This is a genomic window from Myroides sp. A21 (assembly GCF_000807225.1).
Classification (GTDB): domain Bacteria; phylum Bacteroidota; class Bacteroidia; order Flavobacteriales; family Flavobacteriaceae; genus Flavobacterium; species Flavobacterium odoratimimum.
The window spans coordinates 3,504,443-3,529,351 of record NZ_CP010327.1; the positions used below are offsets into that span (position 1 = coordinate 3,504,443).

The 24,909-nt window shown below is 34.0% G+C and carries 23 protein-coding genes; 14 read left to right on the forward strand and 9 right to left on the reverse strand.

The genetic code is table 11. From position 1 onward, the window contains the following. Positions 1–232: 232 nt before the first annotated feature. Complete coding sequence (locus MYRA21_RS15685; protein WP_039329718.1) at positions 233–2,017, reverse strand: ABC transporter ATP-binding protein; 1,785 nt, start codon at positions 2,015–2,017, stop codon at positions 233–235. Positions 2,018–2,194: 177 nt separating this feature from the next. Here MYRA21_RS15685 and MYRA21_RS15690 point away from each other — a divergent pair, with 177 nt between their 5' ends. Then, on the forward strand, positions 2,195–2,785 hold the full coding sequence (locus MYRA21_RS15690; RefSeq protein ID WP_039329720.1) for a porin family protein: 591 nt from the start codon (positions 2,195–2,197) through the stop codon (positions 2,783–2,785). Positions 2,786–2,852: 67 nt separating this feature from the next. On the opposite strand, the gene MYRA21_RS15695 is transcribed toward MYRA21_RS15690, so the two are convergent. Next, on the reverse strand, positions 2,853–3,944 hold the full coding sequence (locus MYRA21_RS15695; RefSeq protein WP_052237548.1) for a DUF6688 family protein: 1,092 nt from the start codon (positions 3,942–3,944) through the stop codon (positions 2,853–2,855). Positions 3,945–4,182: 238 nt separating this feature from the next. Next, positions 4,183–4,788: a transposase gene (locus MYRA21_RS15700; protein WP_039329722.1), complete on the reverse strand. Its 606-nt coding sequence runs from the start codon at positions 4,786–4,788 to the stop codon at positions 4,183–4,185. Between the two features lie 399 nt (positions 4,789–5,187). On the opposite strand from MYRA21_RS15700, the gene MYRA21_RS15705 reads away from it, so the two are divergent. Further along, positions 5,188–6,621, forward strand: coding sequence for a transposase (locus MYRA21_RS15705; RefSeq protein WP_039328952.1), 1,434 nt, complete (start codon positions 5,188–5,190; stop codon positions 6,619–6,621). A 71-nt stretch (positions 6,622–6,692) separates the two neighbouring features. Here the strand turns inward: MYRA21_RS15705 and MYRA21_RS15710 are convergent, their stop codons facing one another. After that, positions 6,693–7,547, reverse strand: a complete 855-nt coding sequence (locus MYRA21_RS15710; RefSeq protein WP_039329724.1) for a GNAT family N-acetyltransferase — start codon at positions 7,545–7,547, stop codon at positions 6,693–6,695. 454 nt (positions 7,548–8,001) lie between these two features. Between MYRA21_RS15710 and MYRA21_RS15715 the strand changes: the two genes are divergently transcribed. Continuing rightward, positions 8,002–8,595: a porin family protein gene (locus MYRA21_RS15715; RefSeq protein ID WP_006259986.1), complete on the forward strand. Its 594-nt coding sequence runs from the start codon at positions 8,002–8,004 to the stop codon at positions 8,593–8,595. A gap of 100 nt (positions 8,596–8,695) precedes the next feature. Then, complete coding sequence (gene smpB / locus MYRA21_RS15720; protein ID WP_006259985.1) at positions 8,696–9,148, forward strand: SsrA-binding protein SmpB; 453 nt, start codon at positions 8,696–8,698, stop codon at positions 9,146–9,148. Positions 9,149–9,904: 756 nt separating this feature from the next. Here smpB and MYRA21_RS15725 read toward each other — a convergent pair. Then, the gene (locus tag MYRA21_RS15725; RefSeq protein WP_039329726.1) at positions 9,905–10,204 is read right to left on the reverse strand and encodes a hypothetical protein; all 300 of its coding nucleotides are present in this window, start codon (positions 10,202–10,204) and stop codon (positions 9,905–9,907) included. A gap of 104 nt (positions 10,205–10,308) precedes the next feature. Continuing rightward, positions 10,309–10,950, reverse strand: a complete 642-nt coding sequence (locus MYRA21_RS15730; protein WP_025124812.1) for a protein-L-isoaspartate(D-aspartate) O-methyltransferase — start codon at positions 10,948–10,950, stop codon at positions 10,309–10,311. Between the two features lie 150 nt (positions 10,951–11,100). Here MYRA21_RS15730 and MYRA21_RS15735 point away from each other — a divergent pair, with 150 nt between their 5' ends. The 8 genes from MYRA21_RS15735 to MYRA21_RS15770 all read left to right on the forward strand — a co-directional run bounded on the left by MYRA21_RS15735 (position 11,101) and on the right by MYRA21_RS15770 (position 19,288). Further along, a complete protein-coding gene (locus tag MYRA21_RS15735) occupies positions 11,101–12,069 on the forward strand; it encodes a Gfo/Idh/MocA family protein (protein WP_006259982.1) in 969 nt (322 codons plus the stop codon). Positions 12,070–12,099: 30 nt separating this feature from the next. Then, positions 12,100–12,987 (forward strand): 3-hydroxyacyl-CoA dehydrogenase family protein, encoded by an 888-nt coding sequence (locus tag MYRA21_RS15740; RefSeq protein WP_006263756.1) that lies wholly within the window; start codon positions 12,100–12,102, stop codon positions 12,985–12,987. A 92-nt stretch (positions 12,988–13,079) separates the two neighbouring features. After that, positions 13,080–14,297 carry a DUF1015 domain-containing protein gene (locus tag MYRA21_RS15745; protein ID WP_039329728.1) on the forward strand — a complete coding sequence of 406 codons (1,218 nt, stop codon included), beginning with the start codon at positions 13,080–13,082 and terminating at the stop codon, positions 14,295–14,297. A 15-nt stretch (positions 14,298–14,312) separates the two neighbouring features. After that, a complete protein-coding gene (locus MYRA21_RS15750) occupies positions 14,313–14,984 on the forward strand; it encodes a YggS family pyridoxal phosphate-dependent enzyme (protein ID WP_039329730.1) in 672 nt (223 codons plus the stop codon). A 17-nt stretch (positions 14,985–15,001) separates the two neighbouring features. Next, the gene (locus MYRA21_RS15755; RefSeq protein WP_006261395.1) at positions 15,002–16,351 is read left to right on the forward strand and encodes an exonuclease domain-containing protein; all 1,350 of its coding nucleotides are present in this window, start codon (positions 15,002–15,004) and stop codon (positions 16,349–16,351) included. Between the two features lie 11 nt (positions 16,352–16,362). Continuing rightward, complete coding sequence (locus tag MYRA21_RS15760; RefSeq protein WP_006259977.1) at positions 16,363–17,214, forward strand: ion transporter; 852 nt, start codon at positions 16,363–16,365, stop codon at positions 17,212–17,214. Further along, positions 17,198–18,118: a tRNA (adenosine(37)-N6)-dimethylallyltransferase MiaA gene (miaA, locus tag MYRA21_RS15765; protein ID WP_039329731.1), complete on the forward strand. Its 921-nt coding sequence runs from the start codon at positions 17,198–17,200 to the stop codon at positions 18,116–18,118. Before MYRA21_RS15760 ends, miaA begins: the two co-directional genes overlap by 17 nt. Before the next feature lie 435 nt (positions 18,119–18,553). Then, a complete protein-coding gene (locus MYRA21_RS15770; RefSeq protein WP_006259974.1) occupies positions 18,554–19,288 on the forward strand; it encodes an acyl-[acyl-carrier-protein] thioesterase in 735 nt (244 codons plus the stop codon). 91 nt (positions 19,289–19,379) lie between these two features. On the opposite strand, the gene MYRA21_RS15775 is transcribed toward MYRA21_RS15770, so the two are convergent. Beyond that, positions 19,380–20,252, reverse strand: a complete 873-nt coding sequence (locus MYRA21_RS15775; protein WP_006259973.1) for a hypothetical protein — start codon at positions 20,250–20,252, stop codon at positions 19,380–19,382. After that, positions 20,249–21,076, reverse strand: a complete 828-nt coding sequence (locus tag MYRA21_RS15780; RefSeq protein ID WP_039329733.1) for a HipA family kinase — start codon at positions 21,074–21,076, stop codon at positions 20,249–20,251. Before MYRA21_RS15780 ends, MYRA21_RS15775 begins: the two co-directional genes overlap by 4 nt. Before the next feature lie 236 nt (positions 21,077–21,312). Between MYRA21_RS15780 and MYRA21_RS15785 the strand changes: the two genes are divergently transcribed. Together MYRA21_RS15785 and MYRA21_RS15790 are read left to right on the forward strand one after the other, a co-directional pair. Then, on the forward strand, positions 21,313–22,152 hold the full coding sequence (locus tag MYRA21_RS15785; protein ID WP_039329735.1) for a helix-turn-helix domain-containing protein: 840 nt from the start codon (positions 21,313–21,315) through the stop codon (positions 22,150–22,152). A 66-nt stretch (positions 22,153–22,218) separates the two neighbouring features. Then, on the forward strand, positions 22,219–23,400 hold the full coding sequence (locus MYRA21_RS15790; protein ID WP_039329737.1) for a multidrug effflux MFS transporter: 1,182 nt from the start codon (positions 22,219–22,221) through the stop codon (positions 23,398–23,400). 94 nt (positions 23,401–23,494) lie between these two features. Here the strand turns inward: MYRA21_RS15790 and ltrA are convergent, their stop codons facing one another. Next, positions 23,495–24,886 carry a group II intron reverse transcriptase/maturase gene (ltrA, locus tag MYRA21_RS15795; protein WP_039329740.1) on the reverse strand — a complete coding sequence of 464 codons (1,392 nt, stop codon included), beginning with the start codon at positions 24,884–24,886 and terminating at the stop codon, positions 23,495–23,497. Positions 24,887–24,909 lie beyond the last annotated feature (23 nt).

Consider the following 24,909-nt stretch of genomic DNA (forward strand, 5'->3'; position numbering starts at 1 on the left):
CTTAAAATTGTGTTTCAACAGAAAAAACACACATATTTACCAGAAAAAACATAGCCACTGCACATGTAGTGTACTCTATATATCATTCTATATATTAGAAAGATTCTGAATCAAATACAGAATATTAGTAACTAATTCCACGAACATAGTTTAATAAAAACGCTTTATAAAAAATAAAGCCACCGCATACGCAGTGGCTCTATTACACAACCTAATTTATAAATGTTTATTCTTAATCTTGATGTAACGTTTGTGATATTTTCTCTAGGTTCAAGCTATTTGCCATAGCAGAGAAGATCTCATAATAGGTATTCTTATTCTCATACAGCTCCTCATGCTTACCATTCTCCACTACTCTTCCTTTTTCCATCACTACGATATCATGAGCATCTATAATCTGAGAGATACTATGCGAAACAATAATAACTGTTCTATTCTCCTTAATCGCATCAAGACTCTTCTTGATCTGCTCCGTAGCGATAGCATCTAAACTAGCTGTAGGCTCATCTAAGAAAATAATAGCAGGATCTTTTAAGAACAACCTCGCTATAGCAATACGCTGTTGTTGTCCCCCTGATAGCAGGCGAGCATCAGACTCATAGCCTTGAGGAAGATCTATGATCTGCTCGTGTATGTATGCCTTTTTAGCTGCCAACTCTACTTCCTCTATAGTTGCATCAGGATTACCATAACGTATATTCTCTGCTATACTACCTTGGAATATGTGATTCTTCTGAAGTACAAGGCCTATGTGCTTACGAAGTTCTTTAGTATCGTATTCTCTTAGATCTACACCATCTAATAGTATTTGTCCAGAAGTAGGAGCATAGAACTTATCTAATAAATTAATCACTGTACTCTTACCTGCTCCACTCAGCCCTACAAGAGCAGTAGTTTGATTAGGTTCTATCGTCATAGACACTTCTTTTAAAGCGCTTGTCCCATTAGGATAATCAAAAGAAACATTCTTAATCTCTATCCTCCCTTTAATTTCGGTAGGAACATAAGTACCTGTTGTTTCTACTTCGTGATCAGCATTAATGATCTCAAAGAAAGTCTCTGAGTATATCATCGCATCATTTACATCATCATAGATACGGTGAAGCTGTCTAATAGGAGCCGTAACATTATTAAATAATAAGACGTGAAACATAATAGCTCCTACCGTCATCTCTCCTTTGAGAACAAAGTAAGCTGTCATCAGAATAATCACTACAAGCCCAAACTGCTCAATAAATCCTTTTACAGCATCAAAGACAAAACTCATACGTCTAGTTTGCAACTGATTCTCTGTCATATCATATTGAATCTCTTCATGCTTCTCCGCTTCTAAAGGCTCTCTCACAAAAGACTTAATCACAGTAATAGAATTAATCAGAGAGATAATACCATTGTTTTTATTCTCTCTATAGCTACGCATTTTTCTTCTAAAACCTTTTAATTTGCTAGCCTGAAGCTGACTCACATAGAAGTATAAAGGAATCATCGCTGTACTAACTATACCTACATACACATTAGCTGTATAAATAAACACTAAAGCTACTATAGCATTAGCAAACAAAGGCAAGATATCGATAAAAAAGTTCTGAATCAATCTAGTAATACTCCCTACTCCTTGATCTATACGAGTCTGTAGCTTACCACTATCATTCTCATCAGAGGTATAGAAAGCCATACGATAGGTTAATATCTTCGTAACCACTAACTGTGAAATATCTCTAGAAACATAAATACGCAGTTTCTCTCCAAAAAACTTCTGTCCAAACTGTATAAAGGCATTTAAAATTTCTTTTACAATAAGAACAACAGTACTAAAAACAAGCATCTTATACCCCCAAGCCAAATCCTTCACTCCACTTACCACATCATTTAACGTATCCACCATGGAGCGAATAATAAGTGCATTTACCTGCACTGCGAAGGACCCAACGGCTGTCAATACCAATGTCCCTATGATTAACCTTTTATAGGGCATTACAAAAGGCTTTATCTGTTTAAGTATTTTTATCAAACTCATGTTGCAAAGATAGAATTGTTCTAAATAAAAAGCTTTGATTTAAGTCAATAAATTCGCTCGTTTTCAATCTATTACACAATCACCTATTCTCATTTTGTCATATAACCACTTCACAACCCTTGTTTTTATGAAAAATTCGCACTAGTTTTACGTTAAATTTAACAATACATTAAAAATATGAGAAAAATTACTTTATCATTAATTGCAGCCCTAGCAATAGGTTTTTCTGCAAATGCACAGACTCCAGATGTAAAAATCGGAGCAAAAGGAGGTTTGAGTATTTCTAACATTAGTAATCTCGACGAATCTTCATCACGTCCAGCTTTTCACATTGGAGCCGTTGCAGAAATTTTTATCAATGAAAAGTTCTCTATTCAACCAGAATTACTATATTCAGCACAAGGAGCTAGATATGATTATACTGAAACTATAGAAGGTTATAACTTTTACTCTTCTAAAACTAAAACAGAAACATTAAAACTAGATTATATTACAATACCAATAATTGCCAAATACTATATCGTAAAAGGGCTTAATGTACAGGCAGGTCCTCAATTTGCATTCAATGTAACTGCAAAAAACCATATGGAAGATATTAAAGAGAATGTTAAGTCTTTTGAGTTTGGATTAGGGCTTGGAGCTGGATACGAATTATCTAACGGAATATTCTTTGATACTAGATATAATGTAGGTCTTAGTAAAGTTAACAAAGAAGGAGATGCTTCAAGAAATGGGGTACTTCAATTATCTGTAGGATATAAATTCTAATACAGATACATTATATAACTAGAGAGGCTCTTATTGGATGATAAGAGCCTCTTATTTTTTATAAGTCTTAACTATACTGCCTCTTGATCTTCCCCTCAGGATCAGTACAAAACAGGTATAAACATACCAAAAACAACCATTCTAAAGGCTTCATTAAGATATATATTGCATTAGCACGCCTAGCTGAAGTAATCTTCTTACATAGATCATATCCATACTTATCATAGTTCATACGGATGATGCGATGAAGTCTAGGAGAGATATCTTGGACAAGTTCTTCAAAGGCATTCGCTATTAAAAGTTGTCTATTGACCATGATTACATAACCATGTCTATTACCTTCTCTTAAAGGTTTAACGATACTTGGCGTTCCACTAGCTGCTACAGTACATAGATAATGTCCTTGATGGTCTTTAGGTGCTGGAGGTAGATGCTGTGAGAAAGTCCATGTAGCCGTTTCTGTAAATGCCTTGCTAAGCGAATCATAATCCTGCCCAAAAATCTTAAGTATAATCGTAATCAATACAATTAAGGGAGCACAAATCACGAGACTTTCTACGAAGACTAGGTTATTGCCTAACCAATTATTACAGATATTCAAAAACCTATGCTTAAACACTTTATCTTTAGCCTCTTTATGCTCTAGCTTCAGGATATTCACTAATATACTCGCACCTAATATCAATGCTAAAAAGGGGAAAAACATAAACAAGAAAGGTATCCTTGCTTTCAAATTACTATATGGAATAAGGCTGAGATCATGACCTACTAACTGGATTAGAATAAAAATATTTAAAACAATACCAATCAACAAAATAGACAGTCCAATGCTTAACTGTAAAGGAGGTAATTTGTTACTTTTTCTCCAAAACATTAATATGGCTATATGATATAATATGAAATAGACAAAATATGTAAATATGTGATTCTCTCCTAAGAACTCATAGTCACCACCATCTATCAAATCCAATTGCTCATTATACCTCGTATTATAACCAAACACCATTAACATGACAAACACAATAAAAGTAATAAAGTAAAAACTCGCAACAGTGTATTCCCACTTAGGTGCATTAGGCTTTATTGTTTTAAATGTATGATGAACAAAAAATATAAAACCTATAAAAAGTACGAGAGCAGCAAAGAAGTATAATATCATATCATCCTAATGATTAACTATGAATATATAACGTTTATACACTTTGAATATTTTATCATACACACGTTGCACAAAGTCTCCTGACTTTGAGCTTTACACACGATGTGCAAAGTCTTCCGACTTTGAGCTATACACACGCTGCGCAAAGTCTCCCGACTTTGAGCTTTACACACGCTACGCAAAGTCTCCTGACTTTGAGCTTTACACACACGTTGCACAAAGTCTCCCGGCTTTGAGTTTAATCATCATATGCATTATATTTCCAAAATTGATTTGGTTTGGTCACATCCACGATTGGATTATCAACTAATACTATATTTAATAAACCTCTATTTTCAACATAATTACTAGCTGAAGAATAAATATAATGATGACTTTTCTCTACTATACCTGCTCTAACAGGATTTAGATGAATATAATTCAATTTATCCCATAAAAATTCTAATGAGTTTACTTCCTCTGCATGATTACCATATTGCCATAACTGATAATTCTTATTTCGACAGTGACTTTCTATTGCTTCCTTAAACAATTTCAACATCCATTCTTTTCTACTTTCAGGTTCATTTAATATCGCTTCTAAAATATTTTTTGATGTAAACTTCTTGAAATCTCTTATCAAATCTGACAACTTACTATTACTAGATTGAATAATAAGGTGTATGTGATTACTCATAATTACATATCCATATAGGAGCATTCCTTTTTCCTTTATACAATACTCTAATGATGAAATTATTATATCCCTATATCTTTTTCTAGTAAAAACATCTATCCAGCCTACAATAGTACAAGTGATAAAATGAATTTTTTCCTGATCCCTTATGATATAACCTTCTTTCATTTTCTTAAAAAAATTGAGAATTTGACTAGCATAATTTATATATCTAAAATAAACATAATAACTAAAATATGGTTATTTGTAAAGTTTATTTCACTCAAAATTAAGAAACTCTACATAATGCATATAACTCAAAGTCAGGAGACTTTGCGTAGCGTGAGAACTACATAATACATACAACTCAAAGTCAGGAGACTTTGCGTAGCGTGTATAAATTCTAATACAGATACCTAATATAACTATGGAGGCTCTTATCTTCCAATAAGAACCTCTTATTTTTTATAGATAACTGAAGTTTCGCACCCAAAACTGGGGCTTATAGAAGTGAAAAAATAGCATGTAAACCAAGGTAATCCCTTGGTTTTATTGTATCTTTAAGTTACTACACACAAAGTACACAACATGCTACAATACGAAGATATTACTAAAGTTCAAGAAATAAAAGGAAAGTTCAAAAAGGTTTGGTTGAGTTCTGAATATTTAAATTCACATTTAAACATATTAGGCTTTAATAAGATAACAAAACAGTTTGATTGGTGTAAAAAATCGGGTTATACATTTAAGGACTTAATTTCCATACTTTTAATACTTCCCATTATCGGTATTAGTTCTGTGTTTTCTTTATCTAAGAATAAAGACGCTGATATAAATAATTGTGGTAAAGATTCTTACTACCGTCTATTGTCGAATCAAAACATTGACTGGAGATCATTCTTATTTCAGTTTGTCATGCAATATTTACTTAAAGAAGAACTTTTTACACCTGAAAAAGATGCTACAAAATGCTTGATTTTTGATGATTCTGACCTGGCTAAAACAGGTAAAACAATTGAAGGTGTTTCAAAAATATACAATCATGTATCAAAGAGTTTCTACTTGGGATACAAGATTTTAGTAGCAGGATATTGGAATGGTAGCGTATTTATTCCAGTAGATTTTAGTTTACACCGTGAAAGCAAAAAGTCAAAACTGAAATATGGTTTAACTGCAAAACAACGTCAAGCTCAAAAAAAGACTCCTCGATGCTCGAAAACCGTTGCTGCAAAAAGATATTTAGAACTCAACAAAAAGAAGACAGATGTATTAGTACAAATGTTTTCAAGAGTGATAAAGCGCAAAATAACAGTGGATTATATTTTGACAGACACTTGGTTTACAAGTATAAGTCTACTCAAAAAACTACGTAGTATCTGTGGGAAAACTCATATTATTGGTATGTATAAATACAATAGCAAGATTGAAGTTCAGTCGAGGATTAAAACGATTTCACAGCTTAAAAAACAAGACAAAAAACCAAAAAGATGCCGTAAATTTAACTATTACTATCACTCTTATGTAACTAATATTGAGGGACTTGGTGTTGAAGTATTTATTTCAAGACGTGGCATTAATGGCAAATGGCATACATTAATAACTACAGATACATCATTAAAATTCGTCAAAGTAATAGAAATATATAGTATCCGATGGTCGATAGAAGTATTCTTCAAAGAAGCTAAACAGCTCTTTGGACTTGGTAAAGCTCAATCGACAAACTTTGATATTCAGATAGCGCAAACAACTATTGTGTTTATACAGTATTTACTCATAAGTATCCGTTATAGAATGGAAGCTTATGAAACTATTGGAGGTCTATTTAAAGACCTCCAGCAAGATTATATTGAAAACAAATTGAACGTTAGATTATTAGCTGTAGTAGCCTTAATACTTGATGTTTTGGAAAAACTGGTAGAGTCTATTGATATTCATGATATTACAACTAAAATAATTGATAATATTGAATCTTTTGGACTTTTATCCAATAATTACCACTTTAAATATCAGGCTACTACGTGAAAGTAAATTGGTGCGAAACTTGAGTAGATAATAAAAAAAAAGACCTAAACAATGTTTAGGTCTTACTTATCTTATGATAGAATATTGAATACCATTAGTACCCCTGGTACTTGTACTTCTTCTTTCTTATATTCTTCTAAGCTGAAGTACTTCACTGCTCCTATTTCATTAGTAGCTTCTATAGTTTCTCCATTTAGACTATAACTATAACAGTCTTGTTGCATCATGATATTAAGCTTCTCTCCATAGGCAGGAGCAGTGATATGATGTAAGAAAGCCAACCTATCTACCTCTAATACTAGGTTTAGCTCCTCTTTTATCTCTCGAATCAGAGCAGTTCTACTCCCCTCTCCTTCGTCTATCTTTCCTCCAGGTAGATACCAAGCCTTCTTATTATTGCTATAGGCCAGCAGTAGTTTACCATCCTTTACTACAACTAGCCCTGCGGTATGTAGATCTATCCACTTTTCTTCTACGACAGGTAGGTGATAAATCTTCATCATACGACCAGGTACACTAGTCAAAACCTGACGCACGCACACACCTCCCATTTTTTCATAAAAGATATTTGCATTAGGCTCTGCATACACCTCTAGATACTTATAGCCTCTAGACTTAGCTATCGCTTTGATATGAGACATGATCATTCGTCCATATCCCTTATTAATATACTTAGGCAATAACCAGAAATGGTCTATACATAAGTAAGGGCCTTTATCTTCTAATTCAAAAAAGCCAATATATTCACCTGCATAAAAACATTTGGTAAGTTCTCCTTTTCTAAAATTAATATCTGTGATCGTTAGGTTATCTGTCCACATCGACATATACTCCTCTCTATACCCCCAATATTTTTTAGAAATTAATGCCGTCTCTGTTAGTAATTCACAATCTGCTACTGTAGCATTTTGGTATGAAATAGTCATTTTTATAGTAATTGTTACAATATAATCAAATGTAATATTTATGACTTAAAAATTCCGTTTATTCTGGTTTATTTACTATAAAAACCTTTATTGATCCAATACTATCAACTAGTAACCAAGTCCTTATCACAGGATAAAAAAAGAAGCTTTGATTTAAGAAATATCCATAAGACTAATCTTGTCGTCTAAGCTCTCTATTCAAGTTAACCAAAGATAAACGATACTTAAAAAACAGTAAATCAGCAAGTCTATTAATAACCCTAACCAAATACAATCTCATAATATTAGCTATAAACTGAAAATTTGATTTCTATACAAAAACAACACAACCGTTTATCATAAAAATACAGCCCTTTGTGTATATATTATGTAAATCCGTCAATATCTACAAAGAAAACATTTTAAATAATTAACTTTTTATTTAATTTTGTCTTTCAATATAAAAAAAATGACAATGAAAAAAATCATGCAATCACTTACTTGTGCTCTTATGTTAGTTGGAGCAACTGCATTTGCACAAACACCTTCTCCAATTCACTTTGGTATTAAAGCTGGTGCTAACTTCACAAATATTTCTACTGACTTAAAAGATTACAGTAGTAAAGCATCTACAGGATTTGGTATTGGAGCAATGACTAGAATCGATATCAAAAAAACATATATCCAAGCAGAATTATTATATGCTGAGAAAAAGTCTAAATTTGAAAATAACTTAGGAGAAAGTACTACTAGCACTTCTAAACAACTTGAAATACCAGTAGTTATCGGTCACAAATTCTTAAAACTACCAATGGTAAGCCTTAGAGGATTTGCAGGTGGTGTGTACACAAATACTATCGATGACAAATTATCTGGAAGCAAAATCAACGATGCAGTACAATTCAAAAACTTTGACAAAAACAATATCGGATACCGTTTAGGTGTTGGTGTTGATGTATTGACATTCACTGTTGACGTTTCTTATGACGGAAGCTTCAGCAAAACAAACAAAGAAATCGGAGCAAGACCTAATACTTGGATGGTATCATTAGGATACTTCTTCCTATAGTAGGTCTATAAAACATACTATTTAAGAGCTATCTCTAGAGGTAGCTCTTTTTTTATATCATAAAAGTAGAAACACTTTAAAAATTTGTTATTTTTGTCCCATGCAAAAGACAATAAACATTTTAAACAAAAGGGCTAAGTTCGAATACGAAATACTAGATAAGTATACAGCTGGTATTGTATTAACTGGAACTGAAATCAAGTCTATACGTTTAGGTAAAGCAAATATCGCTGAAAGCTTTTGTGAGTTTCAAGGACACGAATTATTCGTTATCAATAGTCAGATAGAAGAATACGCATATAGTAAGCACTTTAATCACAAAGCAAAAACAGAGAGAAAACTTCTTTTAAACAAAAAAGAATTAAAATCTCTACTAAAAGATGTTCAGAATAAAGGTCTGACTATCATCCCGCTTAGACTATTCTTAAACGATAAAGGTAGAGCCAAACTTGATATCGCTCTAGCTCGTGGTAAAAAGAACTATGACAAGAGAGAAACAATTAAAGATCGCGATAATAAGCGCGACCTAGATAGACTTAAAAAATCGTATTAAGACATACACTTATAAAAGCATCCTTTTATCGGATGCTTTTTTTATTTATATTCTTCTTTTTATCCTCCACAAAGTATCCCTACTTTTGATTACTTGATAAAGTTTAAGTGACATGCAAAATATTGCATCTCTACCTTAATAGATTATATATATGTTATGAGAATATGTCCTGACAAAACATCTCCACAATACCACGTCATTAATAATGTTTATCTAAAAACAACTTAAAGTTTTTTTTCTGTATATTTGCATATATCAATCATATAAGTTCTGTGAGTATCTTCTTAAAACACACAAATTGAACCAATATCCAATGTTGTACTCTTCAGCATTATTACAGTAAAAAAGTCAATCTGTAAAATTCTTATTTTAAATTTTAACATTAATCTTAACATATACTTTTTCATCTAAACCCTCTATTCATACGGTCTTAGACTAGATTTGTTCGGAACCTGTTCGGAAAAAAAACCATTTTTCCGAACAATCCCCGAACAAGGCTAACAAAAAAACTGTAAACACTTGAAAATACAGGGATTGGATATCATTTAGCACTGTAAAAAACATCATAAATGTTAAAAATTTAACTATGAGTAAATAATCCTAATCAACATTAGTTTTAAGTCTAAAATAATCTCTAATTGAGATTATTAAAAGAAAGTGTTTTTTGTCTTGGTTATATACAAACGATCTTTACATACATTAATTTCTATTAAAAAAAGCTGTTATCTAAAGACAACAGCTTTTATCTAATTTTAATTATAATTCCCCAGGTCCTGTAAGACACATCATTGCTTCATGCTCCTTCATATATTTTCCTCCTACAATTGTACCACCACGTTGTTGAGCAAATTCTACTGCACATTCATAACCTTGTACATATACTTCCCAACCATCAGCAAGTCTAACTAAATAAGCATAAACAAGCCCTGCATTAGGATCTTGATCTAACGATAAATGGGTACTAGACTTTATCGTAAATAAAGTATTAACATCTAAGGCTAATGCGCTTCCTGAAAATGTAGCAAAGGCAATTGCTACGAAAAATAGTTTCTTCATAATTTATTATGTTTTAATTGGTTATATAAACATAATAAAAAAATACGATAATTAAACTACCATAATAAAAGATATAGTTAGTATCCTAAAATCAATCTAAATTCCTAATTCTTATTCTCCAGCATGGGTACGAACTTAAAGTCTCCGTGTTCGTATTTTTCAAACTGTTTTTCGTTGATACGGATCAACTCTGTCATGATTTGTTTCTCCTCACCAATGGGAATGATAAGCCTACCTCCTACTTTTATTTGTCCTAATAAAGCTTGCGGGATAAAAGGAGCACCTGCTGTAACAATAATAGAATCAAAAGGAGCATAATTAGGTAATCCCTTATACCCATCACCAAAAGTAGTAAGCTTAGGTCTGATTCCTAACTTTGGCAATAAAGCTGAAGTCTTTTTATACAATTCGTTTTGTCTCTCGATACTGTACACTCTAGCTCCCATAGCTACTAGTACAGCAGTCTGATATCCACTACCCGTACCGATTTCTAAGATTTTATCTTCTTTTTTGACTTGAAGTAACTGAGATTGAAAAGCTACAGTATAAGGTTGCGAAATAGTCTGGCCTGCTCCGATAGGAAAAGCCTTATCTTGGTATGCAAAATCCTCGAAACTTGAATCTAAGAATAAATGACGTGGTACCCTCTTGATAGCATCTAAAACATTGGTATCAACAATTCCTTTTTGCTTAAGTACTTCAACCAACTGGTTTCTAAGACCTTGATGTTTTGCAGAATCTTTCACTATTAAATTATTATTTCCCACAAAATAACTAATATTTTCTAACAAAAGCAATCTGTATAAGCCCTGAGAATATAATTGAACAAAACTTTAAGCAGGTTTATTGAAAGTTTAGATAAATAAATTATATTTTTGTTTTCAAAATATAGTTTTATGCTTAAAGTTGGAGTATTGGGAGCAGGCCACCTAGGTAAAATTCACCTACGCTTGCTTAACCAATCTGAAAAATATGAACTAGTAGGATTTTATGATCCTTTTAAAGAGAATGCTGAAAAAGTAGCAGCAGAATTTGGCTATAGAAAATTCGACACTATAGAGGAATTAATTCAGGCAGTAGATGTAGTAGATATCGTTACTCCTACCCTTTCTCACTTTGACTGTGCTAAACAAGCTATCGAAGCTGGTAAGCATGTGTTCTTAGAAAAACCGATTACAACGACTATTGAAGAAGCTGAAGCAATCATCGCATTAGCTGCTAAATATAATGTACTAGGACAAGTAGGTCACGTAGAGCGTTTTAACCCAGCGTTTATCGCAGTACGTCCGAAAATAGAAAACCCTATGTTTATCGAGACTCACCGCCTAGCTGAGTTTAATCCTAGAGGAACAGATGTACCTGTAGTATTAGACTTAATGATCCACGATCTAGATGCTATCTTAAGTGTGGTTAAATCTCCTGTGAAGCATGTAAGTGCTAGTGGCGTAGCTGTACTAAGCGAATCTCCAGATATTTCTAACGCTCGTGTAGAGTTTGAAAACGGATGTGTGGCTAATATCACTGCTAGCCGTATCTCTATGAAGAATATGCGTAAGTCGCGCTTCTTCCAACGCGATGCTTATATCTCTGTGGATTACTTAGAGAAGACGTGTGAAGTAGTGAAGATGAAAGAAGCTCCTGAAGTACCAGGTGACTTTGACCTAATCCTTCAAAATGCTGAAGGAGTTAAAAAACAAATTTATTACGACAATCCTGAAGTATTAGCGAATAATGCTATCTTAGACGAGTTAGAGACATTCCATGACGCGATAGTGAATAAAACTACGCCTATCGTGACGCTAGATGATGGTACTAAAGCATTGCGCTTAGCTTACCAAATCATCGAGGCAATGGAGAAAAAATAAATTAACATCAAAAAATATAAATTAACCATTATGAAAAAAATTGCTGTTATCGGAGCTGGAACGATGGGAAATGGTATTGCACATACATTTGCTCAAAAAGGTTTTACAGTTCTTTTAATTGATATATCAGAAGCTGCTATCGAAAGAGGAATGACTACGATTATTAAGAATTTAGATCGTATGATCGCGAAAGGAAGCATCACTGAAGCGGACAAAAAAGCAACTATCGAAAACATCGTTACCTATACTGATATTAAAGATGGTGTAGCGAATGCTGATTTAGTAGTAGAAGCTGCTACTGAGAATGTAGAGTTAAAACTAAATATCTTTAAACAACTGAGCGAAGTATGTGATGAGAATGTAATCTTAGCATCGAATACTTCTTCTATCTCTATTACAAAAATCGCTTCTGTGGTGAAAAACCCTGAGCGCGTAATCGGTATGCACTTTATGAACCCTGTGCCTATCATGAAGTTAGTAGAAATCATCAGAGGATACAACACGAGTGATGAAGTGACTAAAGCAATCATGGATATGTCTAAAACATTAGATAAAGTTCCTACAGAGGTAAATGACTACCCTGGATTCGTAGCGAACCGTATCTTAATGCCGATGATTAATGAAGCTATCGAGACATTATACAACGGTGTAGCTGGTGTAGAAGAAATCGATACTGTGATGAAGTTAGGTATGGCTCACCCTATGGGACCATTACAACTAGCTGACTTTATCGGATTAGATGTATGTCTTTCTATCCTTAACGTAATGTATGACGGATTTAAAAACCCTAAATATGCTCCATGCCCACTATTAGTAAATATGGTAATGGCTGGTAAATTAGGAGTTAAATCTGGAGAAGGATTCTACGACTATAGCGAAAGCAAAAAAGCTGAGAAAGTAGCGAAAATGTTCGCTTAACCCTCCACTGTTATTGTAAACTAGTAAATACTAATAAAAGACAACCAAACTAAACTTTGGTTGTCTTTGATATTTTTGAAACCATACTTATAATGGCTAAAATAATTCCTTTTAAAGGCTTGCGCCCTACCCGAGATAAAGTAAGCTTAGTAAGCTGTAGATCATTCGAAGACTACAATGCTGTTGAGATTGCTTATCTTTTAGACTACAACCCCTTCTCTTTTTTGCACGTATTAAATCCTGCTTATGTAAACCCTTCAAAAGTAACGTATGATAAACGTTATAAGATGGTCGCAGCGAAGTTAAACGACTTTAAGAAAGAAGGTATTCTGATTACAGAAGATAAACCGATTTATTATCTGTATCAGATCAGTACAAAAAGTTGGAGTTTTACAGGGATAGTGGCAGGAACTTCTATAGATGACTACCAGAGTAATGTGATCAAAAAACATGAAGACACCTTAGAGTTTCGCGTAAGATTATTTAAGGAATACTTATATCACAGTAAGTTCAATACTGAACCTGTACTGATGATGTATCCTGATCAGGAGGATATAGAAAAGTGGATTATCACGAAGAAGCATGAGAAACCCCTGTATGACTTTAGTACTGTAACTAGAGAAAGACATACGATCTGGAAGATAGATGAGGATACCGATATCGAATGGTTAACAGAACAATTTGCAGATATTAAAGAACTGTATATCGCAGATGGACATCACCGTTTTGCTTCTGCAGAACTGTTACAAGCAGAACATTCTAACGGAACTCCTGCTCATAACAATACAGTGATGACGTATTTAATCGCTGAAAACAATATTAAAATCTATGAGTTTAATCGTATTATACACGATTTAAACAATCATACTAAAGAAGAGTTCCTAAACCTTCTAAAAGAGAAGTTTCACGTTGTCAATAAAGAACAACAACTTTGGAAACCTACTAAGAAGATGGAATTCGGAATGTACTTAGACGGTGACTTCTATGCCTTAACGCTAAAAGACATCAAACAAACAGACTGCATCTTACAACAGTTAGATGCGCAAATACTATACGATGAAGTACTACATCCTATATTAGGATTAGATGACTTGAGAAATGATGCTCGTATAGACTATGTTCCTGGTAATGAGTCTATCGTTACGATCAAAGAACTAGTAGATGATGGTGAATACGAAGTAGGATTTATGCTTTATCCTACAAATGTAAGTGAGATCAAACAAGTGGCAGATAACGACCTTATCATGCCTCCAAAAAGCACATATATAGAGCCTAAGTTTATGAATGGTCTCTTTATATACGAAATTTAAAAAAAGATAAAAATTATGTCTATTACAGAGAATTTAAAACACGTTAAGAACACATTACCTGCTCATGTTACCCTTGTTGCTGTTTCTAAAACGAAACCCAATGAGGATATTCTAGAAGCATATGAAGCAGGACAACGTGTATTCGGTGAGAATAAGATTCAGGAAATGACTGATAAATATGAAGCTCTTCCTAAAGATATTAAGTGGCACATGATTGGACATGTACAGCGCAATAAAGTGAAGTATATGGCTCCCTTTGTATCACTTATCCATGGAGTGGATAGCTTCAGACTCTTACAAGAGATCGATAAACAAGCGAAGCGTAATAACCGTGTTATAGAATGCTTATTGCAAATGTTCATCGCAGAAGAAGACACAAAGTTCGGCTTAGATGAGACAGAATTGTTAGAAATTCTTTCGAGTGAGGAATTTGCTGGACTTAAGAATATTAAAGTAGTTGGACTAATGGGTATGGCTACTTTTACAGATAATCAAACGCAAGTAAAGAAAGAATTTACACAACTAAGTAATATATTTGCAATGTGTAAAGAGAAATACGGCACGAAGGATAACCTTGACCTAAACATTGTCTCTATGGGGATGAGTAATGATTATCCACTAGCGATAGAATGTGGAAGTACGATGGTTAGAATAGGTAGTAATATCTTCGGTAGTCGTAATTATTAATTTATTAAAAGGACAAGTTGTACGCAGTTTTAGATATAGAAACAACTGGTGGGCAGTTTAATGAAGAAGGAATCACCGAAATTGCTATATATCGATTTGATGGTAATCAGATCGTAGATCAGTTTATTAGTTTAGTTAATCCAGAGATGGAGATACAACCTTTCGTAGTGAAACTTACGGGAATCAATAATGCTATGCTACGGCTAGCTCCGAAGTTCTACGAGATAGCTAAGCGCATCATAGAAATAACGGACAACTGTGTCATCGTAGCTCATAATGCTGAATTTGATTATCGAGTACTGCGCAATGAGTTTAAACGACTAGGTTATGAATACAGTCGCAATACACTGTGTACAGTAGAACTATCACAGAAGTTACTGCCTGATATGCCTTCTTATAGCTTAGGTAAACTAGTGCGATCACTTGGTATTCCTATCGCAGATAGACATCGCGCTAATGGAGATGCTATGGCTACAGAAAAGCTATTCGAATTACTTCTATCAAAAGATAAAGAGAAGACTATCTTAACCTCTATGATTAAGTCAGATATCAAGACTGGGATTAGCCCTAAGTTTTTGGATATCGTAGACACTTTGCCTTCTACTGTAGGTATTTATTATATCTTGGACAAAGAAGGTAATATTATCTTCATCGGTAAGAGTAAGAATATTAGAAAGAAAGTCTTACAGCACTTTACAAGTAATTCGCCTATATTCAAAAAAATACAACAAGAAACCTATACTGTCACTTTCGAAAAAACAGGTACTGAACTCATCGCGCTTCTAAAAGAGGCTGAAGAGATCAATACCAATAAACCAAAGTACAATAAGGTCAGTAAGAAAAGTGTATTCCCCTACTCTATTTATTTAAAAACTAATCTAGAGGGATACTTATACCTATCTATCGAAAAGACAGATGGTAGAAAGAGAAATCTAATGGCGTTTACATCGCCTAATGAAGCTAGAAAATTCTTACATAAGATATTCCAAGGTCAACAAGAGTTACCTTATGTAGAGTTTATATATGAGAAAAAATCAACTAAAATAACAGCTGATAACTTCTTCACCAACTTTACCTCGACAAGAGAAGAGTTCAATGCTAATATACTTGAACTATTTAAGCCTTATGATATAGACAAAGACCATGTTCTAATCTTAGACAAAGGCCGTAAAGTAGATGAGAAAAGTGCTGTCGCTTTAGAAAAAGGGAAGCTAAACGGATATTGCTTCTATAACTTAAACCACCAAATCAACGCCCCAGAACGAATAGCAGCCAATTTAACGCCAATTTTGTTTAATAGAAACAACAGAAATATCATTCTTAATTATCTAAATAAGAAGATCGGTTACAAATTAATTCACTACTAAAAACAGTTTTTGTGAGACGCAGATTAAAAAACAAATGGGATATCCTACAGCAGAAGATTTACATCATTATTTATGGTTCAAATACTTTTGCAGGTAAATTATTTGATATTGCACTACTAGCGGTTATTCTGATGAGTGTACTTCTAGTGATGCTTGAATCGATAGAGAGCTATGATATGAAGCACCACACAGGTCTAGTAGTCTGTGAGTGGATTATCACTGTTTTTTTTACCATAGAGTATATCCTTAGGATTCTTTGTAATAAAAAACCGCTTAAGTACATCTTTAGTTTTTATGGAATAGTAGATCTTATCTCTATCCTACCGATGTATTTATCGTTCTTTATTCCTGGTTCTAGAGCACTTACTGTTGTAAGAGCACTGCGTTTACTACGTTTATTTGGTATCTTAAACCTTGTTCCATACATTGGACAACAGTCACACTTAAAGCTAGCTCTTAAGTCTAGTAGAACGAAAATTATTGTATTCGTATACTTTGTGCTTGTGATGTCGATCTTATTAGGTGCGCTAATGTATGTAATCGAGAGTAAAGAAAGTGGCTTTACGAGTATACCTAGAAGTATCTATTGGTGTATCGTAACGCTTACTACAGTGGGATATGGAGATATCGCTCCACAGACCCCACTAGGTCAGATGATAGCATCTTTTATCATGATTATGGGTTACGGTATTATCGCCGTTCCTACAGGTATCGTGACAGCAGAGTTCTCTAATATTAAACGCAACAGATTAGATGCGAAGAGAAGAAGAAACTGCTCTACATGTACTACTACAATCTATGATGATGATGCAAATTACTGCTATAATTGCGGTCAAAAATTAGGAGATGTCTACGAAAAATAACAATTATCTTATTGTTGTCATTGGGCCTACAGCGATTGGAAAAACAGCTTTAGGAATCAAACTTGCACAACATTTTAATACCAATATAATATCATGTGATAGTCGCCAATTCTATAAGGAAATGGCGATAGGAACAGCTGTACCTTCTAAGGAAGAACTAGCTGCTGCTTCGCATCACTTTATTCAGAATATCAGCATTCACGATACTTACTCTGTAGGAGATTTTGAAAGAGAGGCACTGGCTAAGCTAGATAAGCTCTTTACAGATAACCCTGTACAAGTTATGGTAGGTGGATCGGGGCTCTTTGTCAATGCAATCCTAAACGGGCTTGATGATTTCCCTGATGTAGATCCAAGTGTCAGAGAACAATTAAATCAAGACTTAGCAGAAAAAGGCCTTCCTTATTTGCAAAATATGCTAAAGGAATTGGATCCTATTCACTATGAAAAAGTAGCGATAGACAATCCTCAAAGAGTAACTCGAGCATTAGAGATCTGTATAGGTACTGGTAAGCCCTACTCTAGTTTCTTAAATATAAAACAACACACTCGCAACTTCACTCCTATCGTAATAGGACTTGAAGCTGATAGAGAGAAGATGTATGAGCGCATTAATAAACGTGTGGATATCATGCTAGATAATGGTCTTCTAAAGGAAGCTCAAGAATTATATCCGTATCGCGATAACAATGCGTTACAAACCGTTGGCTATCGAGAATTATTTGCGTACTTTGACAACGAATTCACATTAGAGTTTGCTATTGAGGAAATCAAAAAGAATACACGCCGCTTTGCTAAGCGTCAGATTACTTGGTTTAAACGTACTCCTGATGTTATGTGGTTTGACTACCTTACGAATGCTGATAAGATTACTCAGGCTATAGAGAATGTTATAGCTGAATAAGAGACAGAAAACTGGAAACAGGGAACGGGGAACTGAAAACAGAGAACGGGGAACTGGAAACAGAGAACGGGGAACTGAAAATAGAGAACTGGAAACAGGAAACAGAGAACTGGAAACAGGAAACAGAGAACGAGGAACTGGAAACAGAGAACGGGGAACTGGAAACAGAGAACGGGGAACTGAAAACAGAGAACGGGGAACTGAAACAGAGAACGGGGAACTGGAAATAGAGAACTGGAAACAGGAAACAGAGAACGGGGAACTGAAAACAGAGAACGAGGAACTGGAAACAGAGAACGGGGAACTGGAAACAGAGAACGGGGAACTGAAAACAGAGAACAGGGAACGGGAAACTGAAAACAAGAAACAACGATTTCACGGTTTCACAAATTCACAGTTTCACAAAAAAACAACAGCACAAAAAACAAAAAAACCATGCCTATATCACCCAACTTTACATCTATATTTACACAGAGCTTCGATGTTGATTACTTTGACTGCGATATCAATGCACAGTTAAAAACAGTAGATCTATGTAAGATGATACAGATGGCTTCTTCTAATCATGCAGTCTTAGGAGGAATAAGCTTTTGGGATCTGCAAGAAGCAAATCAGTCATGGGTAGTTTATAAGTTTAGAGTTGAGATAGACAAAATGCCTAAGTGGCAAGACCGCATTGAGGTATCTACTTGGATAGAGACACTAGATGGTATTCGCTCTGTGCGCAACTTTGAGGTACACTGTAACGGAGAACTTGTCGCAAGTGCTAGCTCGATGTGGGTGATTATGAATACAGTAAGACGTCGTCCTGAGATGATGGCTATCCCTCATGACCACTTTACTAAACATGGAGACAAAAAAAGTATTAAAGGAGAGTTCACTACTTTTCAGAAGAAACCTGAAACGACTCATTTAATCACAGATAAGGTAAAATACTCTGATTTAGACATGGTAAATCATGTGACTAACATCAAATACCTAGAATGGGTTATTAATGCCTTAAAAGCATCTGAAACAGCCCCTAATGACATCTCAGTAGTTGATATGCACTTTAATAAAGAACTTCGTTTTAATCAGGAGTATTCTATAGAACAATGTGTTGCTAATAACAACCACTTTGTAATCAAATCTAATGAAGGAGACCTCAACTTCCAATGTGTACTAGAGTAGTTAGAAGGGAACAGACTTATTATCAAAAATAACAAAGGCTAATATATCGAGATGTATTAGCCTTTGTTTTATTATTTAGTTCTTAATAATATTATCGCAAAATCAGTTCAGAGAATTTAGATGCTCCTGTTCTAAGAATATCAGCAGTTACTTCTTCTAGTTGATTTGAATTAATCAATCGATATAGTTCATTTTCTTGGTTACTTAATGTATCATATAATTCTAGATACTTCTCATCAATACCTTTATACTGATCTATAACTAGATAATACTTATTCTGTTCAGGATATTCTACTAATTGCTTAGAAAAATCATTTAATCTAAAGTTTAAGCTTTCTAATTCAGATATATCTTTCTGAATAGTATCTATTGTTCTATTCGAATTAATATCAATACACTTTACACTATAAATAGATCCATTTCCTCCTATCCCATTTAATTTATAATCAAAAAACAAGGAAGGAATTACCTTCTTTTCAATCTTATAATCAATATCTATGATGTCTTCTAGAGGTTCTCTAAAGTGACTATTAATACGATTATAAAACACCTCATCTTTTTTGTTACTCTTAGTACTTGTCCTCAAGTCACCTATATATTTCTCATAGAATTTACTAAAGAAAGCTGCATCTATATTCATATTTAATTCAACTGGTTTGTCAAATTGAATTATTCCGTTATTATAAACTGCTAAACGATCTAAGTACTTCTTTAAAATATTAGTATTCTCTTCAATAAATAAATCTTCCTTAGCATTTAGTTCCAAAACTTCACTAATCTTCTTTATATTGAAATTTAATAATTTACTCTTATTGTCATAGAATCTAGTAATAAAACTAATCTTTGATTCAGAAAACTTATAAAACACATTATTGGTTGAAGAAACCGCTATTAGTCCAATAACAATATTCTCCCTAGACAAGGAGTTATTAAAGTATCTAATTAAACTGTAATACGATTTCATTTTAATAGTTTATTTAATATGTTGGAAATTCTAGTATTTCGTTCTTGATTACTAAGTATCTCTATTATTTTAAGCTTACCCGCCTTACTCAGTCCTACTTTTGACGGAAGGCTATCTAACACCTCTGGCAAGACCACTAGTGTTGTGTTAATTTTTTCAATAATTCTACTATTGAATTTTGAAAGTACTTCATTCTCAGCAAAATTACAAATCTTTTTGGTGAATTTTGAAGCAATTAACATATTTACAAGACTGACATCCATTACATTAATTTTCAACCCTTTATAGTTAGTTTGATTACCAAAAAGTTGTGTATGATCAATAGCAACAAAGTCTATTTTTCCTTGATCCTCAACTAACAAAAGGTTCGGATTATTGATTCTACGATCTCTATTAGCTAACCATACATCACAAAAGGCTATATCCAAAAATTTATAGGGATCTAAGTATTGATTAAAATCATTCTTATTAGATAGAACTAAGTTGTGGTAATCTAGTTCTGTCTGACTATTAATCTCTTTAGAACCTATAACAAACAACTCTTCGATATCAAACTGACTATATTTAGATATCATATTATTGGTGATCAAATATTCTTGAAGTAACCTATTCTCAATTTTTATTATCTTTATTTCTGGTACTTTTATACCCCAAATCTTATAAACCTGATTCCCTATCAATTCATTAATAATATCTTCTAATGGAGGATGAATCTTAAAAATAGTTTTTGCATAATAGATATCAGCATCAGTGCCTAATATTTTAATAGGAATACTATTCGTTTCTAATATCTCGAGAATCTGTATAGCGCCAATTACCTCCATATCAATTCAGTATTTATTTCGTTTTATTAGCCTTATTTATACCACTTAATACACCGCTTATATGTAAATTTAACCTATAAAACAGATACTTACCAAAAAAATAGATGTAATATATTATATTTTTAAAAGAATGCCTCTTTACAATCAACTGTTTATACAATATAAACACATTCTTAAAACACTTTTAAATTACAACTAGGCAAAATAAACTACCTTTACCCCCTAATTAATCTACAATGTCTAAACAGCAGATTGTAAAAGCACAGCAATTTGACCAGAATGTACCCATTGAGTTCTTTATGATCCAGGATAATATCGAGCTCTTTAACTTTGATTATCACTATCAATGTAACTTCTATCAAATCTATTGGTTTACACAAGCTGATAATGCTTCACAGCAAGTGGACTTTGAGTCTTATGACATTACTGCGGATCAGATATGGGTGATCTACCCTGGACAGATGCACAAAATCAATCCTAGTGGTATTAAGGGGTACTTCGTCTCTGTCAATAAAGATTATTTCAATAGAATAATCGCACAAGAGTTTAAAGAGCAAAAGTTCCGATTAACTCCTCCTTTGTGGTTTGAGCTTACGAAGGATAAGAAAGTCGTATTTACAGCTCTAATGACTTTATTTAAAGAAGAATGGAATACCCAAAAGCGCACACTAGTCTTAGAGAAGTACCTCAACCTATACATCACCCATGTTCAATGTTTAAAAGAACAATCTAGTGATAACCAGCTTATGGATACTCGTGTACTTAAAGTACTCGAACTAATAGAAGAGCATTACACACAGCACTACCCTAATTCGTTCTATGCAGATAAGATAGCACTATCTGTCAAACGCATGAATGAATTAGTAGTTAGATCTACAGAGCACACACTTAATCAGCACATTCACAACAGATTACTACTAGAAGCCAAAAGGTTAATTGGATATTCTGAGTTAAATATCCAACAAATAGCAGAGGAGCTTGGCTTCTCTGAAGTGAACTACTTCAACCGTTTCTTTAAAAAGAACAGTGGAGTAACTCCTCTTGAGTTTAGAAAAAAGGTGAAAAAAGTCCAATAATAAACGCTCTTTTGATAAGGTGTGATAGTAGAGACTAGACTACTTTTGCTTCATCAAAATATAAAAATGAACAAGTTAACAAAAGCGCAGTTTATCGTATTGATTATTTTATCATTACTATCTGCTATCGAACCTTTTAGTATAGATCTGTACTTACCTGGTTTTTTAAAAATCTCACAGACCTTTAATACAGATCTAAAAAATGTACAGTTGTCCCTTTCTTTCTTTTTAGGAGGATTTGCTGCAGGACAGCTATTTTGGGGAATTATCTCTGATCGCTATGGTCGTAAACTACCAACTATTGCCTCTTTAATCATCTTTATTCTAGCATCAGTAGCTTGTATCTATGCAGAGACCATAGAACAGTTCTGGGCAGCTCGATTCTTTCAAGCTTTTGCAGGATGTGCAGGAGTAGTTATCGCACGTGCTGTGGTGAACGAGTACTACTCTGCTGACCAAAGTATGAATGTGTTCTCACTATTAGCTATTATTGCTGGTGTGGCTCCTATTGTAGGCCCTATCGCTGGTAACTTTCTTATCAGTCACTTTGTATGGCAGTCTACTTTTGTAACACTAGTGGTACTAGGACTTATCTGCTTATTAGCTGTTATATTCTTCTTGCCTGAAACGCGTATTGTCACAGAGAAAAAAGATGTTAATCTAATGACTGACTTCAAAGAGATTGTCAAGAATAACGTCTTTGTCAAATATACACTAATTGGAAGTTTAACCTATAGTATCTTAATGATCTACCTAGCTAATGCTCCTTACCTTATTATGGAGTATGGAGGAATGTCTTCAGATATGTTTAGTGGTATATTTGCTTTTAATGCCATCGGTTTAATCCTTGGGGCATGGCTGGCAAACTCTGTATTGTCTCGCTGGTGGACTGTAGAACAAATCGTAAAATACACCGTGTATTTTGGTATTGCTTGGACAGTAGCCTTCTTAGTTATGTGTGTATTAAAAGAACCTATTGAGGCCTTATTAGTTCCGCTATTTTTCATTGTACTAACTCTTGGAGTACTATTCCCTACAACTACTAAATTAGCCTTAGCACCATTCACTACTAATAGTGGATCTGCATCAGCTCTATTAGGTACTTTACAGTTGTTGCTAACCTTTATTATATCAGCAGTAACGAATCTAATTCCTGCAGATATCATAACACTAACAGCCTATTCATTACTTGCCTGTCATGTATTGTATTTAGGGTGTTATCTGATTAAAGAGAAACAAGCTGAATAATATAATTTCAATCGAGTAGGAGGCTGAAGATTATTTCTTCAGCCAACCTCTCACACCACCTGGCATACGGATCCGTACCAAGGCGGTTCTTAATTTACGATACTTTTAGGAGTATGTCATATAGAAATGTATATCCTGCTTTCCTTAAATTTTGAATGTTTAAAGAAGCTTGTAGGATTGGGCTAAGTGCTGTGCGACAATAACTCTTGCGAGTGTTTGCCCATTGATATGCTTGATTATCTCTTACACCGATGCGCTTAAGATTAACATATCTCGTCTTATTCTGTTTCCAACTCTTCCAAATTAACATCCGTATCCTAAAGCGAAGCCACTCATCTATACACTTAATCTTGGATAACATATCAGATTGCTTGAAGTATGACACCCAGCCTTGGATATAATATCGCAAGGATTCTTTGAGTTTATCGTACCCTTTACCTCTACTACGTTTTGTAAGTTCCTTTAGCTTATCTTTGAGTGTACTGTAACTTTTCGGGTGTACGCAAAAACTCCATTTCCCTTTGCTTTTTACATAAAAACTGTGCCCTAGAAATTTCTTCCCTTTGGCATAACCAGTGGTAGTCTTCTCCTTGTTTACTCGTAAGTATAAGACTTCTTCAACGAACCTAGTGATACTTTCCTGCACACGAAGACACGCTCTTTTACTTTTGCAGAAGATTAGACAGTCATCTGCATAACGCACAAAACGAAGGCCTCGTCTTTCTAGTTCTTTATCTAACTCATTAAGCATTATGTTACTCAGAAGGGGACTTAAGGGGCCGCCTTGAGGTACTCCCAATCTACTCTCTTCAAATTTACCTCCAATAACAACACCTGCATTTAGATATTTATGGATTAAGGATATCACCCGAGGGTCTTCTACTCTCTTTGACAATATTTCAACCAATCTACTGTGGTTAACTGTGTCAAAGAATTTTTCTAAGTCTAAGTCCACTACATAATGATATCGGTCATTTAGATGGCTTACCACTTCTTTCAAGGCTGTATGACAACCTTTGTTGGATCTAAAGCCGTGACTACTTGGGTGAAATTCTTGTTCGTAGATAGGAGATAATACTTGGGCTATACTTTGTTGAACGAGACGGTCTACTACCGTAGGGATACCAAGTTGGCGTGTTTTACCTCCCTCTTTGGGGATTTCTACTCTTCGAACTGCTTGGGGGTTATACTTTCCGTTTTCTAGCGATGAAACCAATGAATCTCTATTATGTAAGAGCCATGGCAATAATTCTTCAGTGGACAACTTGTCTATTCCATAGCTCCCTTTATTTGCCTTAACCTTTTGATAGGCTAGGTTTAAATTATTAGGACTAAGGATTAGTTCTAGTAAACTCCCCTGTCCTAATCGTACTTCCATGAGGTTGTTTTCAGTTATCCCTATGTAAGTCTGCACTCCTTGGTAGCTGTCAGGTTCCGCCCTATCCTTTACAAGGTAGTTATCTCTGTTTATAGATATTTTCTGCATTCTTTCCTACATTAGGTAACATT

Bases quoted from the DNA above. Each gene is read 5' to 3' on its own strand.
- MYRA21_RS15685 (WP_039329718.1), bottom strand. From the start codon at position 2,017: ATGAGTTTGATAAAAATACTTAAACAGATAAAGCCTTTTGTAATGCCC.
- MYRA21_RS15690 (WP_039329720.1), top strand. From the start codon at position 2,195: ATGAGAAAAATTACTTTATCATTAATTGCAGCCCTAGCAATAGGTTTT.
- MYRA21_RS15695 (WP_052237548.1), bottom strand. From the start codon at position 3,944: ATGATATTATACTTCTTTGCTGCTCTCGTACTTTTTATAGGTTTTATA.
- MYRA21_RS15700 (WP_039329722.1), bottom strand. From the start codon at position 4,788: ATGAAAGAAGGTTATATCATAAGGGATCAGGAAAAAATTCATTTTATC.
- MYRA21_RS15705 (WP_039328952.1), top strand. From the start codon at position 5,188: ATGCTACAATACGAAGATATTACTAAAGTTCAAGAAATAAAAGGAAAG.
- MYRA21_RS15710 (WP_039329724.1), bottom strand. From the start codon at position 7,547: ATGACTATTTCATACCAAAATGCTACAGTAGCAGATTGTGAATTACTA.
- MYRA21_RS15715 (WP_006259986.1), top strand. From the start codon at position 8,002: ATGAAAAAAATCATGCAATCACTTACTTGTGCTCTTATGTTAGTTGGA.
- smpB (WP_006259985.1), top strand. From the start codon at position 8,696: ATGCAAAAGACAATAAACATTTTAAACAAAAGGGCTAAGTTCGAATAC.
- MYRA21_RS15725 (WP_039329726.1), bottom strand. From the start codon at position 10,204: ATGAAGAAACTATTTTTCGTAGCAATTGCCTTTGCTACATTTTCAGGA.
- MYRA21_RS15735 (WP_006259982.1), top strand. From the start codon at position 11,101: ATGCTTAAAGTTGGAGTATTGGGAGCAGGCCACCTAGGTAAAATTCAC.
- MYRA21_RS15740 (WP_006263756.1), top strand. From the start codon at position 12,100: ATGAAAAAAATTGCTGTTATCGGAGCTGGAACGATGGGAAATGGTATT.
- MYRA21_RS15745 (WP_039329728.1), top strand. From the start codon at position 13,080: ATGGCTAAAATAATTCCTTTTAAAGGCTTGCGCCCTACCCGAGATAAA.
- MYRA21_RS15750 (WP_039329730.1), top strand. From the start codon at position 14,313: ATGTCTATTACAGAGAATTTAAAACACGTTAAGAACACATTACCTGCT.
- miaA (WP_039329731.1), top strand. From the start codon at position 17,198: ATGTCTACGAAAAATAACAATTATCTTATTGTTGTCATTGGGCCTACA.
- MYRA21_RS15770 (WP_006259974.1), top strand. From the start codon at position 18,554: ATGCCTATATCACCCAACTTTACATCTATATTTACACAGAGCTTCGAT.
- MYRA21_RS15775 (WP_006259973.1), bottom strand. From the start codon at position 20,252: ATGAAATCGTATTACAGTTTAATTAGATACTTTAATAACTCCTTGTCT.
- MYRA21_RS15780 (WP_039329733.1), bottom strand. From the start codon at position 21,076: ATGGAGGTAATTGGCGCTATACAGATTCTCGAGATATTAGAAACGAAT.
- MYRA21_RS15785 (WP_039329735.1), top strand. From the start codon at position 21,313: ATGTCTAAACAGCAGATTGTAAAAGCACAGCAATTTGACCAGAATGTA.
- MYRA21_RS15790 (WP_039329737.1), top strand. From the start codon at position 22,219: ATGAACAAGTTAACAAAAGCGCAGTTTATCGTATTGATTATTTTATCA.
- ltrA (WP_039329740.1), bottom strand. From the start codon at position 24,886: ATGCAGAAAATATCTATAAACAGAGATAACTACCTTGTAAAGGATAGG.